Source organism: Pseudomonas sp. Tof1, from assembly GCF_055390395.1.
This window is the reverse complement of the sequence record NZ_AP024344.1, coordinates 488,918-506,093: the sequence shown is the minus strand read 5'-3', so window position 1 is coordinate 506,093 and position 17,176 is coordinate 488,918. Positions and strand designations below refer to the sequence as shown.

Below are 17,176 nucleotides of genomic sequence, written 5' to 3'. Positions count from 1 at the left end.
AAGGATCAGTGTTCCTCGCGGAACTGCTTCTCCGCTGCGGCGAAACGCTGGAGCATCTGCGCCGAGGGCTGGCCCATCCTGCTGACCACGTAGACCGCGATGCTGGCAAAGAGGAAGCCGGGGATGATTTCGTACAATCCCAGCAGGTTGAACTGCTTCCAGACGATCACCGTGATAGCACCGACCAGAATGCCGGCCAACGCGCCATTGCGGGTCATGTCCTTCCAGATCACCGAGATCAGCACCACCGGACCGAAGGCCGCGCCGAAACCGGCCCAGGCGTAGCTCACCAGGCCCAGCACGCGGTTTTCAGGGTTGGCGGCCAGGGCGATGGCGATCACCGCCACCAGCAGCACCATGGCCCGGCCGACCCACACCAGTTCCAGTTGCGAAGCGGACTTGCGCAGGAAAGCCTTGTAGAAATCCTCGGTCAGTGCACTGGAGCAGACCAGCAGTTGGCAGCTCAGGGTACTCATCACCGCGGCCAGGATCGCCGACAGCAACACACCGGCCAACCAGGGGTTGAACAGGATCTTCGCCAGCTCGATGAACACCCGTTCGTGGTTCTCGCTGACCGGGCCGGCAACCTCGGGATGCGCCGAGAAGTAGGCGATCCCGAAGAAACCCACTGCCACGGTGCCACCCAGGCACAGGATCATCCAGGTCATGGAAATGCGGCGGGCATTGGCGATCGACTTGACCGAATCCGCCGCCATGAAGCGCGCCAGGATATGCGGCTGGCCGAAGTAACCCAGGCCCCAGCCCATCAGCGAGATGATGCCGATGAAGGTGGTATTGCGCAGCATGTCGAAGTGCCCCGGATCCTGGGCCTCGATCGCCAGGAAGGTGGTGTCGACGCCACCGGTGGCCAGCAGCACGATGATCGGCGTGAGAATCAGCGCGAAGATCATCAGCGTGGCCTGCACGGTGTCGGTCCAGCTGACCGCCAGGAAACCACCGATGAAGGTGTAGGCAATGGTCGCTGCCGCACCGGCCCACAAGGCGGTGCTGTAGGACATGCCGAAGGTGCTTTCGAACAGGCGGGCACCGGCAACGATGCCGGAGGCGCAGTAGATGGTGAAGAACACCAGGATCACGATGGCGGCAATCACCCGCAGCAGACCGCTGCGATCCTCGAACCGGCTGGAGAAGTAGTCCGGCAGGGTCAGCGCGTCACCGTTGTGTTCGGTCTGGACCCGCAGGCGACCGGCGACGAACAGCCAGTTCAGGTAGGCCCCGACGATCAGGCCGATGGCGATCCAGCTCTCGGACAGGCCGGACATGTAGATCGCCCCCGGCAGCCCCATCAGCAGCCAGCCGCTCATGTCGGAAGCACCCGCCGAAAGCGCGGTCACGACACTGCCAAGACTGCGACCGCCGAGAATGTAGTCGGAGAGGTTGTTGGTGGAGCGATAGGCCATCAGTCCGATCAGGACCATCGCAGCGATGTAGATCACGAAGGTGATCAGGGTTGGGTTGCTTACGCTCATTAAAAAGCCCTGGCATTGTTTTTATTCAGCGGCGATCCGCGACCGACGAAACGACATTTCATGTCAGACGATTAAACGGACCGGGCATTCATGACTGAGTTTCCCCAGGAAAATCATCAAAGGGCGCCTCCCTTCGTAGGAGGTTGCACCTCGATCGAGCATGCTATTCAACAATACGAACAAGGCGCAACCTGTTTTACCCCCATCAGTTGCACCTCGGCACCTTTCCACTTTTTCCCACACGCCTTTACCCCCCGCGCAACGTAAGTCCCTGACGGGCTGACGAAAACTGAAAACAGCCAATCATCTGCCAGAGCTTGGAAAAGCTGTCCCGGCTAACCGGTGCATATTTTCGAAGAAAAATAGGTTGCACCTGGTTGCACCTACCGCAAGCCAGAGCTAATCTCTCGGCCATCTGACGCCACGCGGTAGTGGCAACCATGAGGACAAGAAAAATGGCGACCACCACCCTTGGGGTCAAACTCGACGACCCGACCCGCGAACGCCTGAAAGCGGCGGCCCATTCGATCGACCGCACCCCGCACTGGCTGATCAAGCAGGCCATCTTCAACTACCTGGAAAAGCTCGAGAGCGGTGCAACCCTGAGCGAACTCAGCGGCCTGCCCCGTGGCGAAGCCGACGACGCCGGTGAAGTCCAGGCCGACCATGGTCACCAGTGCTTCCTCGAATTCGCCGAGAGCATCCTGCCGCAGTCGGTGCTGCGTGCCGCCATCACCGCCGCCTACCGTCGCCCCGAGCCGGAAGTGGTACCGATGCTGCTGGAACAGGCGCGCCTGCCGGCGGCCACCGCCGAAGCCACCAACAAGCTGGCCGCGACCATCGCCGAGAAACTGCGCAACCAGAAGAGCGCCGGCGGCCGTGCCGGCATCGTCCAGGGCCTGCTGCAGGAATTCTCCCTGTCGTCCCAGGAAGGCGTGGCCCTGATGTGCCTGGCCGAAGCCCTGCTGCGGATCCCCGACAAGGGCACCCGCGACGCCCTGATCCGCGACAAGATCAGCACCGGCAACTGGCAGCCGCACCTGGGCAACAGCCCATCGCTGTTCGTCAACGCCGCCACCTGGGGCCTGCTGCTGACCGGCAAGCTGGTCGCCACCCATAACGAGGCCGGCCTGACCTCGTCCCTGAGCCGCATCATCGGCAAGAGCGGCGAGCCGATGATCCGCAAGGGCGTCGACATGGCCATGCGCCTGATGGGCGAGCAGTTCGTCACCGGTGAAACCATCGCCGAGGCCCTGGCCAATGCCAGCAAGTTCGAAAGCAAGGGCTTCCGCTATTCCTACGACATGCTCGGCGAAGCGGCGCTGACCGAGCACGACGCGCAGAAGTACCTGGCGTCCTACGAGCAGGCCATCCATGCCATCGGCAAGGCCTCCCATGGCCGCGGCATCTATGAAGGCCGGGCATCTCCATCAAGCTCTCGGCCCTGCACCCGCGCTACAGCCGCGCCCAGTACGAGCGTGTCATGGAGGAGCTGTACCCGCGCCTGCTGTCGCTGACTCTGCTGGCCAAGCAGTACGACATCGGCCTGAACATCGACGCCGAGGAAGCCGACCGCCTGGAGCTGTCCCTGGACCTGCTCGAACGCCTGTGCTTCGAGCCGCAACTGAGCGGCTGGAACGGCATCGGCTTCGTGATCCAGGCCTACCAGAAACGCTGCCCGTACGTGATCGACTACGTGATCGACCTGGCCCGCCGCAGCCGCCATCGCCTGATGATCCGCCTGGTGAAGGGCGCCTATTGGGACAGCGAGATCAAGCGCGCCCAGGTCGAGGGCCTGGAAGGCTACCCGGTGTACACACGCAAGGTGTACACCGACGTGTCCTACATCGCCTGCGCCCGCAAGCTGCTCTCGGTACCGGAAGTCATCTACCCGCAGTTCGCCACCCACAACGCCCACACCCTGTCGGCGATCTACCATATCGCCGGGCAGAACTATTACCCCGGCCAGTACGAATTCCAGTGCCTGCACGGCATGGGCGAACCGCTCTACGAGCAGGTGGTGGGCAAGGTCGCCGAGGGCAAGCTGAACCGTCCGTGCCGCGTCTATGCGCCGGTCGGCACCCACGAGACACTGCTGGCCTACCTGGTGCGCCGCCTGCTGGAAAACGGTGCCAACACCTCGTTCGTCAACCGCATCGCCGACCAGTCCGTGTCCATCCAGGAACTGGTGGCCGACCCGGTCGCCAGCATCGAGCAGATGGCCCTGCAGGAAGGCGGCTTCGGCCTGCCACATCCGCGCATTCCCCTGCCACGCGAGCTGTATGGCACCGAACGCGCCAACTCGGCGGGCATCGACATGGCCAACGAACACCGCCTGGCCTCGCTGTCCTGCGCCCTGCTGGCCAGCGCCAATACCCCGTGGAAAGCCGCGCCGATGCTCGGCTGCGTCTCCAGCAATGAAACCCCAGCGCCAGTGCTGAACCCGTCGGATCACCGCGACGTGGTCGGCCACGTCCAGGAAGCCAACAGCGAAGACGTCGACAACGCCATCCAGTGCGCCCTCAACGCCGCACCGATCTGGCAGGCCACACCGCCTGCCGAACGCGCGGCGATCCTGGAACGCGCCGCCGACCTGATGGAAGGCGAGATCCAGCCACTGATGGGCCTGCTGGTTCGCGAAGCCGGCAAGACCTACGCCAACGCCATCGCCGAAGTCCGCGAAGCGGTGGACTTCCTGCGCTACTACGCGGTACAGGCGCGCAACGACTTCACCAACGACGCCCACCGTCCGCTGGGCCCGGTGGTCTGCATCAGCCCGTGGAACTTCCCGCTGGCGATCTTCAGCGGCCAGGTTGCCGCCGCACTGGCCGCCGGCAACCCGGTGCTGGCCAAGCCGGCCGAACAGACCCCACTGATCGCCGCCCAGGCCGTGCGCCTGCTGCTCGAAGCCGGCATTCCGGAAGGTGTGGTGCAACTGCTGCCGGGCCGCGGTGAAACCGTCGGTGCGCGCCTGGTTGGCGACGAGCGGGTCAAGGGCGTGATGTTCACCGGCTCCACCGAAGTCGCGCGCCTGCTGCAACGCAATGTCGCCGGACGCCTGGACAACCAGGGTCGGCCGATCCCGCTGATCGCCGAAACCGGCGGGCAGAACGCGATGATCGTCGACTCCTCGGCGCTGACCGAACAGGTGGTGATCGACGTGGTCTCCTCGGCGTTCGACAGTGCCGGCCAGCGCTGCTCGGCCCTGCGTGTCCTGTGCCTGCAGGAAGACTCTGCCGACCGCGTGATCGAAATGCTCAAGGGCGCCATGGCCGAATCGCGCCTGGGCAACCCGGAGCGCCTGTCGGTGGACATCGGCCCGGTGATCGACGCCGAGGCCAAGGCCGGCATCGAGAAACACATCCAGGGCATGCGTGAAAAAGGTCGCAGCGTCTATCAGATGGCGATTGCCGATGGCGAGGAATGCAAGCGCGGCACCTTCGTGATGCCGACCCTGATCGAGCTGGAAAGCTTCGATGAGCTCAAGCGCGAGATCTTCGGCCCGGTACTGCACGTGGTGCGCTACAAGCGCAAGGACATCGACCAGCTGATCGCACAGATCAACGCCAGCGGCTATGGCCTGACCCTGGGCGTACACACCCGGATCGACGAAACCATTGCCAAGGTGGTCGACAACGTCAACGCCGGCAACGTCTACGTCAACCGCAACATCGTCGGCGCGGTGGTCGGCGTGCAGCCGTTCGGCGGCGAGGGGCTGTCGGGCACCGGCCCGAAAGCCGGCGGCCCGCTGTACCTGTATCGCCTGCTGTCGACCCGTCCGGCCGATGCCATCGAGCAGTCCTTCGCCCGCGTAGACGCACACAATGCACCGGACGTGCGCCTGCGTGCAGCCATGGGCAAACCACTGAGCGCCCTGCAGGCCTGGGCTGCGGCCAACCAGCAGCAGGAACTGGCTGACCTCTGCGCACGCTTCGCCACCCAGTCGCAGAGCGGCATCACCCGCGCCCTGGCCGGTCCGACCGGCGAGCGCAACAGCTACGCCATCCTGCCGCGGGAGCACGTGCTGTGCCTGGCCGAACTCGAGGCGGATCTGCTGACCCAGCTCGCCGCCGTGCTGGCGGTGGGCAGCTCGGCGCTGTGGCCGGAAGGCGAACCGGGCAAGGCCCTGTATGCGCGCCTGCCGAAGGAAGTGCAGGCGCGCATCCAGCGGGTCGCCGACTGGCACAAGGACGAGGTGGTGTTCGACGCGGTCCTGCATCACGGCCACTCCGACCAGTTGCGCGCCGTGTGCCAGCAGGTGGCGAAACGGGCCGGCGCGATCGTTGGCGTGCAGGGCCTGTCCCAGGGCGAAACCGGCATCGCGCTGGAACGTCTGGTGATCGAGCGGGCACTGAGCGTCAACACTGCGGCGGCCGGCGGTAACGCCAGCCTGATGACCATCGGCTGATCCGCCCGCCAGCCTGGCGCCCGCAATGGGCGCCAGGCCTGTTTGCAACAGAACTCAAAAGGCAAGGCAGACCTGACAGAGGGACTGCCCTGTCGCTCCTACCCTTGACGAAAGAAGCTTCCATTCAAAGTCCGCTGGCGACAGTCACCTGCTTGCCCCCCAACCATAGAAGTCGCGGGGACAGATCGGCGACAAACCACCTGCTTCGAATGTCAGGAAAACCCACACTTCCACGAGCAGGCCGACGGACAAAGGGGCGGACCACGTCGTCGCTTTGACCCTCCATCACCCAGATCAATCTTGCTAGGCACTGTCCATTCAGCCACCTAGACTCGATTCATCCCATCAAAGGTAGGCCGCCATGTCCGAGACGCTGCTCAGTTCCCGCAATCTGGCTTTCGAGCTGTACGAAGTCCTCGATGCCGAAGGCCTGACCCGCCGCGAGCGGTTCGCCGAACATTCGCGGGAGACCTTCGACGCCGCCCTGGACACCGCCCGCACCATCGCCGAAAAGTTCTTCGCGCCGCACAACCGCAAGAACGATGAAAACGAACCGCGCTATGAAAATGGCGAAGCGATCCTGATCCCGGAAGTGAAGCCGGCGGTGGATGCGTTCCTCGAGGCCGGTTTCCTCAATGCCGCACGCAGCTTCGAGGCCGGCGGCATGCAACTGCCGACCCTGCTGTCCCAGGCCTGCTTCGCGCACTTCCAGTCGGCCAACGCCGCGTCGACCTCCTACCCGTTCCTGACCATGGGCGCGGCCAACCTGATCGAGAGCTTCGGCAGCGACGAACAGAAGCGCCGCTTCCTGCAGCCGATGATCGACGGCCGCTTCTTCGGCACCATGGCCCTGACCGAGCCCCACGCCGGCTCGTCGTTGGCCGATATCCGTACCCGCGCCGAACCTGCGACCGACGGCAGCTACCGGCTCAAGGGCAACAAGATCTTCATTTCCGGCGGCGACCACCCCTTGTCGGAAAACATCGTGCACATGGTTCTGGCCAAGCTGCCGGATGCCCCACCTGGGGTGAAGGGTATCTCGCTGTTCATCGTGCCCAAGTTCCTGGTCAACGACGATGGCAGCCTCGGTGCGCGCAACGACGTGTTGCTGGCCGGGCTGTTCCACAAGATGGGCTGGCGCGGCACCACTTCCACGGCACTGAACTTCGGCGATAACGGCAATTGCGTGGGTTATCTGGTGGGCAAACCCCATCACGGCCTCAGCTACATGTTCCAGATGATGAACGAGGCGCGCATCGGCGTCGGCATGGGCGCGGTCATGCTCGGCTACGCCGGCTACCTGTACTCCCTGGAATATGCACGGGAGCGTCCGCAAGGCCGGCTGCCCGACAGCAAGGACCCGAACACCGCACCGGTGGCGATCATCCAGCACGCCGACGTCAAGCGCATGCTGCTGACCCAGAAGGCCTATGTCGAAGGCGCCTTCGACCTGGGCCTGTACGCCGCCCGTCTGTTCGACGACACCACCACCCTGGAATCGGAAGCCGATCGGCGACAGGCCCATGAACTGCTCGACCTGCTGACGCCGATCGTCAAATCCTGGCCGTCGGAGTTCTGCCTCAAGGCCAACGAACTGGCCATCCAGATCCTCGGCGGCCATGGCTACACCCGCGAGTACCCGGTGGAGCAGTACTACCGCGACAACCGCCTGAATCCGATCCACGAGGGCACCCATGGCATCCAGTCGCTGGACCTGCTCGGCCGCAAGCTGGCGCAGAACGGCGGCGCCGGCCTCAAGCAACTGATCCGCCTGATCGCCGACACCGGCCAGCGTGCCGCCGCGTACCCGGCGCTGGATGCGTTGCGCGAACCGCTGGAGCAACTGGTCGCCCGCCTGCAGGCAGTGACCATCGGCCTGCTCGGCGACCTGGCACAAGGCAAGGTCAACAGCGGCCTGGCCAACTCGGCGCTGTATCTCAAGGCTTTTGGCCACACGGTAATCGGCTGGCGCTGGCTGGAGCAGGCGGTGCGGGCCGAGGAAGGCCTGGCCAGGGGCAACGCCGCCGACCTCGCGTTCTATAAGGGCAAGCTGCAGGCGGCCCGCTACTTCCTGACCTGGGAGGTGCCAGGCTGCCATCATGAACTGGCGATTCTGCAGGCACGGGACGACACCTGCCTGTCGATGCGCGAGGAGTGGTTCTAAAGCTTTTGACAGCGGTACATTTCAACAGGTTAGAATCGCTGGCACGCAGACTGCATGGTTCAGTCTGCGCACCCGCCTTTCCAGCTTTATGGAGTACTGCCTTTGAATGCGACGACCATCAACAGCCTGTTCTTGATCGGCGCGTTGCTGGTAGGCGCAAGTATCCTGGTCAGTTCCCTCTCCTCGCGCCTGGGCATCCCGATCCTGGTGATCATCCTCGCGGTGGGCATGACCGCCGGCGTTGACGGCGGCGGCATCATCTTCGACAACTACCCGACCGCCTACCTGGTGGGCAACCTGGCGCTCGCCGTGATCCTGCTCGATGGCGGCCTGCGCACGCGGGTGGCGAGCTTCCGCGTGGCACTCTGGCCGGCGCTGTCGCTGGCGACGGTGGGCGTGCTGATCACCACCGGGCTGACCGGCATGGCCGCCGCCTGGCTGTTCGACCTGAACATCATCCAGGGCCTGCTGATCGGCGCCATCGTCGGCTCGACCGACGCCGCCGCGGTGTTCTCCCTGCTCGGCGGCAAGGGCCTCAACGAACGGGTGACCGCCAGCCTGGAAATCGAGTCGGGCAGTAACGACCCGATGGCGGTGTTCCTCACCGTGACCCTGATCGACATGCTCGCCAGCGGCCAGACCGGCCTGCACTGGAGCCTGCTCGGCCACCTGGTTCGTGAATTCGGCATCGGCGGCGTCATCGGCCTCGGCGGCGGCTGGCTGATGCTGCAACTGGTCAACCGCATCAACCTGGCCAACGGCCTGTACCCGATCCTGGTGATCGCTGGCGGCCTGGTGGTCTTTGCCCTGACCAACGCCCTGCACGGCAGTGGCTTCCTCGCCGTCTACCTGTGTGGCCTGGTGATCGGCAACCGCCCGGTGCGCAGCCGCCACGGCATCCTGCACATGCTCGACGGCATGGCCTGGCTGGCGCAGATCGGCATGTTCCTGGTGCTGGGCCTGCTGGTCACGCCGCACGACCTGCTGCCCATCGCCCTGCCGGCCCTGGGGCTGGCGCTGTGGATGATCCTGTTCGCCCGGCCGCTGTCGGTGGTGGTCGGCCTGCTGCCGTTCCGCGCCTTCCATGGCCGGGAAAAGGCCTTTATCTCCTGGGTTGGCCTGCGCGGCGCGGTCCCGATCATTCTCGCGGTGTTCCCGCTGATGGCCGGCCTGCCCCATGCGCAGCTCTACTTCAACCTGGCGTTCTTCATCGTGCTGGTGTCGCTGCTGGTGCAGGGCACCAGCCTGCCCTGGGTGGCCAAGCTGCTCAAGGTCACCGTACCACCGGAGCCGGCGCCGATTTCCCGGGCCGCCCTGGAAGTGCACGTCACCAGCGAGTGGGAACTGTTCGTCTATCGCCTCGGTGCGGAGAAATGGTGCATCGGTGCCGCCCTGCGCGAGCTGAAGATGCCCGAGGGCACACGCATCGCCGCCCTGTTCCGCGGCCAGCAATTGCTCCATCCGTCGGGTAGTACCACCCTGGAAGTCGGCGACCTGCTCTGCGTCATCGGCCACGAACACAACCTGCCGGCCCTCGGCAAGCTGTTCAGCCAGGCCCCGCAACGCGGCCTCGACCTGCGCTTCTTCGGCGACTTCGTCCTCGAGGGCGACGCCCAGTTGGGCGCGGTCGCGGCCCTGTATGGCCTGAAACTCGAAGGCGACGACCCGAATACCCCGCTGGGCAGCTTCATCGCCCACAAGGTCGGTGGCGCGCCCATCGTCGGCGACCAGGTGGAGTGGAACAACACCATCTGGACCGTGGCGGTCATGGACGGGAACAAGATCGGCAAAGTCGGCGTCAGATTCCCCGAAGGAAGTCGCCCAGGGCCGGGACTCTTCCTCTAAACTGCCCACTTCCCGACTTACCTGGCTCGATCGGTACCTATGTCCTTCTTGCGCTCTGTTTCTCTTGCCGCCCTGCTGGGCCTGAGTCTTTCCGTCGGCACGTTGCAGGCTGCCGAGCCGCCCACCAGCGAGTCGGTCCAGCAGAGCCTGGACAAGATCGCCGATCGCAAGCTGCCGGATGCCGATCAGAAAGCCCTGCAACAGGTGCTGCAACAGACCCTGAGCTGGCTGTCCAGTGCCGACGACTACACCAGGCGCCTGGCCGCAACCAAGCAGCAGGTGGCCGAAGCCCCGCGCCAGACCAGCGAGAACCAGCGCGAACTGGCTCGCCTGAAAGCCACCCGGGTGATTCCGGTCGCCCAGCGCTATGCCAGCCAATCGGTGCCGCAACTGGAGCAACTGCTGGCCGAGCGCACCACCCAGCAGGGTGAACTGCAAAAGGCCCTGGCCGACGCCAACAGCCTGATCATCACCGCCCAGACCCGCCCCGAACGGGCCCAGTCGGAAATCAGCAGCAGCCAGACCCGCATCCAGCAGATCAACACCATCCTCAAGCTGGGCAAGGACAACGGCAAGACCCTCAGCATCGAACAACGCAACCAACTGACCGCCGAGCTGGCGTCGATCAACGCGCTGATCCCGCTGCGCCGCCAGGAACTGGCGGGCAATAGCCAACTGCAGGACCTGGGCAACAGCCAGCACGACCTGCTGATGGAAAAGACCGCGCGCCTGGAGCAGGAAATCCAGGACATGCAGACACTGATCAACCAGAAGCGCCTGGCCCAGTCCCAGCAGACCGTCACCCAGCAGTCCATCGAAGCGCAGAAAGCCGGCGACAGCAGCCTGCTGGCGACCGAGAGCGCGACCAACCTGAGGCTCTCCGACTACCTGCTCAAGAGCACCGACCGTCTCAACGAGCTGACCCAGCAGAACCTGCAGACCAAACAGCAGCTCGACACCCTGACCCAGAGCGACCAGGCCCTGGACGAGCAGATCAACGTGCTCAAGGGCAGCCTGCTGCTGTCGAAGATTCTCTACAAGCAGAAACAGGCCCTGCCCCGCCTGAAGGTCGACAAGAACCTGGCGGACGAGATCGCCGACATCCGTCTGTACCAGTTCGAGGTCAACCAGCAGCGTGAACTGCTCAGCAGTCCGTCCAGCTACGTGGAGAACCTGCTGGCGACCCAGCCGCCGGAGCAGGTCACCCCCCAGTTGCGCCGCACCCTGCTCGACCTGGCCGTGACCCGCAGCGACCTGCTGGAACGCCTGAACCGCGAACTGAGCGCGTTGCTCAACGAGTCCATCACCCTGCAACTGAACCAGAAACAGTTGCTCAGCACGGCCCAGAACCTGCGCGCGACCCTCGACGAGCAGATGTTCTGGATCCCCAGCAACAAACCGCTGGACCTGGAGTGGCTGGAAGGCGTGCCCAACCGCCTGCAGAAACAGGTCACCACGCTGCCCTGGCTGTCCAGCATCAGCGAACTGACTGACGGCCTGCTGCAACGCCCCCTGCTGTTCCTGCCGCTGCTGCTGGTGATCGGCGGGCTCCTGTGGAAGCGCAACTACCTCTACGGGCGGCTGAACAAGGTCCACAAGGACATCGGCCACTTCAAGCGCGACAGCCAGTGGCATACGCCGCTGGCAATCCTGGTCAACATCCTCCTGGCGATGCCGGTCACCCTGGCCCTGGCGCTGTGCGGCTACGCCCTGCAGATCGACGCCCGCGGCCAGAACGCCAACCTCGGCGCCGCGCTGCTGCAAATCTCCCAGGCCTGGCTGGTGTTCTACACCGCGTACCGGGTGCTGGCGCCCGGTGGTGTCGCCGAGCTGCATTTCCACTGGGAAAAACCCCAGGTCGAATTCCTCCAGGGCTGGGTACGGCGCCTGGGCTTCGTCGTGCTGGCCCTGGTGGCCGTGGTGGCCGTGGCCGAGCTGCAGCCGGCATCGCTGGCCGACGACGTGCTCGGCATCGGCGTGGTACTGACCTGCTATGCGCTGATGGCCTGGCTGCTCAGCCGCCTGCTGCTGGGCAGCCCGAACCACGGCAAGGCCTCGCTGTTCCGCAAACTGATCGGCGTACTCTTCACCGCCCTGCCCATCGCCCTGTTCGTCGCGGTCTGCTTCGGCTACTACTACACCGCGCTGAAACTCAGCGATCGACTGATCGACACCCTGTACCTGCTGATGTTCTGGCTGGTGATCGAGGCCACCTTCGTTCGCGGGCTGGCCGTGGCCGCCCGGCGCCTGGCCTACCAGCGTGCCCTGAGCAAACGCCAGGCGGCCAAGGAAGCGGGCGACGGCGAGGTGGTGGTCGAGGAACCGACCCTGGACATCGAACAGGTCAACCAGCAGTCCCTGCGCCTGATCCGCCTGGCCCTGCTCGGCGGCTTCGTCGCCGCGCTGTACTGGGTCTGGTCGGACCTGATCACGGTGTTCTCCTACCTGGACAACATCACCCTCTACGAATACACCAGCGGCACCGGCGCGGCCATGAGCATGGTGCCGATCACCCTCGGCAACCTGATCGGAGCACTGGCGATCGTCGGTATCACCCTGGCCCTGGCGCGCAACCTGCCCGGCCTGCTGGAAGTCCTGGTGCTGTCCAAGCTCGACCTGGCCCAAGGCAGCGCCTACGCCACCACCACGCTGCTGTCCTACATCATTGTCGGCATCGGTTTCGTCTCCACCCTGTCGACCCTCGGCGTGAGCTGGGACAAGTTGCAATGGCTGGTGGCGGCGCTCTCGGTGGGCCTGGGTTTCGGCATGCAGGAAATCTTCGCCAACTTCATCTCCGGCATCATGATCCTGTTCGAGCGTCCGGTCCGCATCGGCGACACCATCACCATCGGCACGCTGTCGGGTACGGTGAGCAAGATCCGCATCCGCGCCACCACCATCACCGACTTCGATCGCAAGGACATCATCGTCCCGAACAAGACCTTCATCACCGGGCAACTGATCAACTGGTCGCTGACCGACACCGTCACCCGCGTGACCCTCAAGCTCGGCGTGGACTACGGCTCCGACCTGGACCGCGTGAAGGAACTGCTGCTCAAGGCCGCCCGCGACAACCCGCGGGTGCTCAAGGAACCCGAGCCACACGTGTATTTCCTCAACTTCGGCGAAAGCACGCTGGATCATGAGCTGCGCATGCACGTGCGCGACCTGGGCGACCGCAACCCGGTGATCGACGAGGTCAACCGCTTCATCAACCGCGAATTCAAGAAGGAGCACATCAACATCTCCTTCCGGCAGATGGAGGTCTACCTCAAGAACCTGCATGGCCAGGAATACAAGTTGGTGCCAGTGGAAGACGAGGCACCCACCCTGGTACCCGCCAAACCGGATCAAGTCCCTCCCGCGGCCAAGCTCGACTAGCGCAAGCCGGCTAATCCCAGCAGAATGCCAGGACATTCTGCTGGAGATGGCCGTTGAAAGCCCTCGACGAACTGACCTTCGACAACCGCTTCGCCCGCCTGGGCGATGCCTTTTCCACCCATGTGCTGCCCGAGCCCATCGACAACCCGCGCCTGGTCGCGGCCAGCCCGGCGGCCATGGCGCTGCTCGACCTGGACCCGGCGAGCGCCGAAGAGGACGACTTCGCCCAGCTGTTCGGCGGCCACACGCTGTGGGCCGAGGCCGAGCCACGGGCGATGGTCTATTCGGGACACCAGTTCGGCTCCTACAACCCGCGCCTGGGCGATGGCCGCGGGCTGCTGCTCGGCGAGGTCAAAAACGCGGCCGGCGAACACTGGGACCTGCACCTCAAGGGTGCCGGACAGACCCCCTACTCACGCATGGGCGACGGCCGAGCGGTGCTGCGCTCGTCGATCCGCGAATTTCTCGCCTCCGAAGCCCTGCAGGCCCTGGGCATTCCCAGCAGCCGCGCACTGTGCGTGATCGGTTCGGATACCCCGGTCTGGCGCGAGCGGCAGGAGCGCGCGGCGATGGTCCTGCGCCTGGCGCCGAGCCATGTCCGCTTCGGCCACTTCGAGTACTTCTACTACACCCAGCAGACCGAGCAGCACAAACAGCTCGCCGAATACGTCTTGGCGCAGCACTTCCCCGAGTGCCTGGCACAGCCGGAGCCATACCTGGCGATGTTCCGCGAAATCGTCGAGCGCAACGCCGAGCTGATCGCCAAATGGCAGGCCTATGGTTTCTGCCATGGCGTGATGAATACCGACAACATGTCGATCCTGGGCATCACCTTCGACTTCGGCCCCTTCGCCTTCCTCGATGATTTCGACGCCCACTTCATCTGCAACCACTCCGACGACCAGGGCCGCTACTCGTTCAGCAACCAGGTGCCGATCGGCCAGTGGAACCTCAGTGCGCTGGCGCAGGCACTGACACCGTTCATCAGCGTCGAGGCCCTGCGCGAAGCCCTCGGACTGTTCCTGCCGCTGTACCAGGCCCACTACCTGGACCTGATGCGCCGCCGCCTCGGCCTGACCACCGCAGAAGATGGCGACCAGCAACTGGTGGAGGATTTGCTGCAGCGGATGCAGGTCGGCGGCGTCGACTACAGCCTGTTCTTCCGCCGCCTGGGCGACCAGCCGGCCCACCTGGCGGTGACACGCCTGCGCGACGACTTCATCGACCTCAGGGGCTTCGACGCCTGGGCCGAACGCTACACCGCCCGTGTCGCCCGCGAGCCGGACCAGGATGAAGCTCGGCGCCAGGCACGCATGCACGCGGTCAACCCGCTGTACATCCTGCGCAACTACCTGGCGCAGCGGGCCATCGAGGCTGCGGAAAAAGGTGATTACACCGAAGTACGCCAGCTACACGCGGTACTGAGCCAACCGTTCGAGGAACAGCCAGGGATGGAGGCCTATGCCGAAAGGCCCCCGGAATGGGGCAAGCATCTGGAAATCAGTTGCTCATCCTGAAGCACGAGGCCATACGGCTGGCTCAGATAAAGATCTGCTCCCGTACCCCAAAGCGCTCGGCCAGCCAGCGGATCTGGCGCAGGTTGAGCTGGCGCTTGCCGCTGAGGATCTCGGAGACCACCGATTGCGGCCCCACCCCGGGCAAATCGCTCTGCTTCAGGCCATGCTCGCGCATCATCTCCCGCAGCACATCGGCCCCGCTGGCCAGCGGCATGGGCCAGTGTTCCTTGTCATAAGCCTCGATGTAATCACTGATGATGCTCACCAGGCTCATGAGCGGATTCGATTCGTCTTCACCCACGATGCCCAGCAGCTCGTCGAGAGCCTCGACAAGAGCATCGTAATCGGACTCGTTTTTTGGTTTGCGCAGCAGTGGTTCCACAAACGGCCAGTGCTCGGATGCCTGCTTGACGGCAGCGCTCATCAACACGTCTCCTTCCATTTACCCTTGTCATAGTCGCGGTGGTCCAGCACCTGCTTCATCTACAGCTGCTGGGCACCGTAATGCACACCCGCAATCAGCCGCAGCTTGTTCCCACCGATATCAAACACATGCAGCCTGCCGACCTTGTCTGTCGCCGGAAATATCGCCTTGAGCGCTGAAAAATTTCCAGGACTGCTCCCTTTGATCCGCCTGCACCAGGCATCCAGCGCACTGGCAGCCTCAGGCCATTTCGCCCTGGCCTCGCGAATCCGCTTCTCGGTAATCACCCGCATGCAACATCCTTATCGCATCTTGCTATAGAGACTAGCCGCCGCATCAAACTATCGCAATTTGCTATGAAATAATCTGACCGATGGCGTACACCTTCAGGCTAGGTACTCAACCAGAGACCCAGTGACTGAAAAGTGTGAGGGTATGCGACACCGGCGCAGCGCCTTGATAAAGCGCGCTCCAGCCTCCAGATAGGAACAATGGCCAATCCTGCGGAGCCCATGCCCATGTCCGACCCCCTGATGATCCCCTGCCCCCACTGCAACGGCCTCAACCGCCTGCCTGCCGAACGCCTCGGCGACCAGCCGAAATGCGGGCGCTGCAAGGGCGAGGTGCTGCTGAACAAGCCTTTCGACCTGAACCAGGGCGCCTACGCCAGCCAGGTCAAGGGCGACCTGCCGTTGCTGCTGGATGTCTGGGCGGATTGGTGCGGGCCGTGCAAGTCGTTTGCGCCGGTGTTCGAACAGGCAGCCAGCCAGCTGGCCGGCAAGTGCCGCCTGGCCAAGCTCGACAGCGAGGCCAACCCGCAACTGTCGGCCCAACTGGGCATCCGCTCGATTCCCAGCCTGATCCTGTTCAGGAATGGCCGGGAAGTCGCGCGGCAGAGCGGAGCGTTTCCGTTGCCGCAACTGCTGGCCTGGCTGCGCAGCCAGGGCATCGCGGCCTAGTGGCCTTACTGGGCCTTCTCTTCCAGCAGGTTGTGCAGTTCGACGAACTGCTGGGTCAGCTTGTGTCGCGGGTCGAAGTGAATCAGCGGTTTACTGGCCTCATGGGACTCGCGCATCTTCACCGAACTGCCGAGGTACACCGGTAGCACCGGCAACCCGTCGGCGATCAGGCCGTCGAGCATCTGCTGCGGCAGGCTGGCCCTGGCCTGGAACTGGTTGACCACGATGCCCTCGACCTGCAGGTCCTCGTTGTGGTCATCCTTCAACTCTTCGATCTCCGCCAGCAGGCCGTACAGCGCCTGGCGCGAGAAACTGTCGCAGTCGAAGGGAATCAATACGCGATCAGCGGCGATCAACGCTGAAACCGCATAGAAATTCAGTGCCGGCGGAGTATCCAGGTAGATGCGATCGTAGTCCTCGGCCAATTCCTCCAGGAGTTTGCGCAGCTTGTTGATCTTGTGCTTGGCCTCGAGCTTGGGTTGCAGGTCGGCCAGTTCGGGGGTGGCGGTGATCACATGCAGGTTGTCGAACGGCGTCTCGTAGATATCCACCTGGTTCTTCTTCGAGAACGGCCCGGACGACAGGGTCTGCTTGAAGAAGTCGGCGATCCCCATGGGAATGTCCTCACCGGTCAGGCCGGTCAGGTACTGCGTGGAGTTGGCCTGGGCATCGAGGTCCACCAACAGGGTCCGATAACCTTCGCTGGCACTGACCGCCGCCAGGTTGCAGGCAATGCTCGACTTGCCGACCCCACCTTTCTGATTGAACACCACACGCCGCATGACAAGACCTCCGTGTATCAATGAATGACCGAGTGTAGAGGGCTTGGCTGTCGCTTCGCCACCTCGAGGAGACAAGAACCCCCTCGCGATAACCGATAACTCGGCGAACTCCGAAAGATTCCATTCAATCGAAGGAAACGGCCGACAGATGTCTCACCGAAAACATGAATAATAGCCATATGACATCTATTCGGTTGTCCGTCTGT

General features: G+C 64.0%; 9 protein-coding genes and 1 pseudogene. 6 read left to right on the top strand and 4 right to left on the bottom strand.

Annotation, left to right across the window (positions count from 1 at the left end; genetic code table 11):
- Positions 1 to 5 precede the first annotated feature (5 nt).
- The gene (gene putP / locus ACZ5KU_RS02265) at positions 6 to 1,490 is read right to left on the bottom strand and encodes a sodium/proline symporter PutP (RefSeq protein WP_054062104.1); all 1,485 of its coding nucleotides are present in this window, start codon (positions 1,488 to 1,490) and stop codon (positions 6 to 8) included.
- A gap of 455 nt (positions 1,491 to 1,945) precedes the next feature.
- On the opposite strand from putP, the pseudogene putA reads away from it, so the two are divergent.
- From putA to selO, 5 genes and pseudogenes are all read left to right on the top strand, one after another.
- A pseudogene (gene putA, locus ACZ5KU_RS02260) lies at positions 1,946 to 5,898 on the top strand (trifunctional transcriptional regulator/proline dehydrogenase/L-glutamate gamma-semialdehyde dehydrogenase).
- Between the two features lie 361 nt (positions 5,899 to 6,259).
- The gene (locus ACZ5KU_RS02255; RefSeq protein ID WP_054060683.1) at positions 6,260 to 8,062 is read left to right on the top strand and encodes an acyl-CoA dehydrogenase; all 1,803 of its coding nucleotides are present in this window, start codon (positions 6,260 to 6,262) and stop codon (positions 8,060 to 8,062) included.
- Between the two features lie 102 nt (positions 8,063 to 8,164).
- Complete coding sequence (locus ACZ5KU_RS02250; RefSeq protein WP_054060682.1) at positions 8,165 to 9,907, top strand: potassium/proton antiporter; 1,743 nt, start codon at positions 8,165 to 8,167, stop codon at positions 9,905 to 9,907.
- 39 nt (positions 9,908 to 9,946) lie between these two features.
- A complete protein-coding gene (mscK, locus tag ACZ5KU_RS02245; protein ID WP_464736791.1) occupies positions 9,947 to 13,288 on the top strand; it encodes a mechanosensitive channel MscK in 3,342 nt (1,113 codons plus the stop codon).
- A gap of 53 nt (positions 13,289 to 13,341) precedes the next feature.
- On the top strand, positions 13,342 to 14,805 hold the full coding sequence (gene selO, locus ACZ5KU_RS02240) for a protein adenylyltransferase SelO (protein ID WP_054062101.1): 1,464 nt from the start codon (positions 13,342 to 13,344) through the stop codon (positions 14,803 to 14,805).
- A 22-nt stretch (positions 14,806 to 14,827) separates the two neighbouring features.
- On the opposite strand, the gene ACZ5KU_RS02235 is transcribed toward selO, so the two are convergent.
- Positions 14,828 to 15,229, bottom strand: coding sequence for a helix-turn-helix domain-containing protein (locus ACZ5KU_RS02235; protein ID WP_464736790.1), 402 nt, complete (start codon positions 15,227 to 15,229; stop codon positions 14,828 to 14,830).
- A 59-nt stretch (positions 15,230 to 15,288) separates the two neighbouring features.
- Positions 15,289 to 15,522, bottom strand: a complete 234-nt coding sequence (locus tag ACZ5KU_RS02230; protein WP_054060678.1) for a type II toxin-antitoxin system HigB family toxin — start codon at positions 15,520 to 15,522, stop codon at positions 15,289 to 15,291.
- Positions 15,523 to 15,747: 225 nt separating this feature from the next.
- On the opposite strand from ACZ5KU_RS02230, the gene trxC reads away from it, so the two are divergent.
- Positions 15,748 to 16,188, top strand: a complete 441-nt coding sequence (gene trxC, locus ACZ5KU_RS02225) for a thioredoxin TrxC (RefSeq protein ID WP_464736789.1) — start codon at positions 15,748 to 15,750, stop codon at positions 16,186 to 16,188.
- Positions 16,189 to 16,193: 5 nt separating this feature from the next.
- On the opposite strand, the gene ACZ5KU_RS02220 is transcribed toward trxC, so the two are convergent.
- The gene (locus ACZ5KU_RS02220; RefSeq protein WP_054060676.1) at positions 16,194 to 16,970 is read right to left on the bottom strand and encodes a ParA family protein; all 777 of its coding nucleotides are present in this window, start codon (positions 16,968 to 16,970) and stop codon (positions 16,194 to 16,196) included.
- Positions 16,971 to 17,176 lie beyond the last annotated feature (206 nt).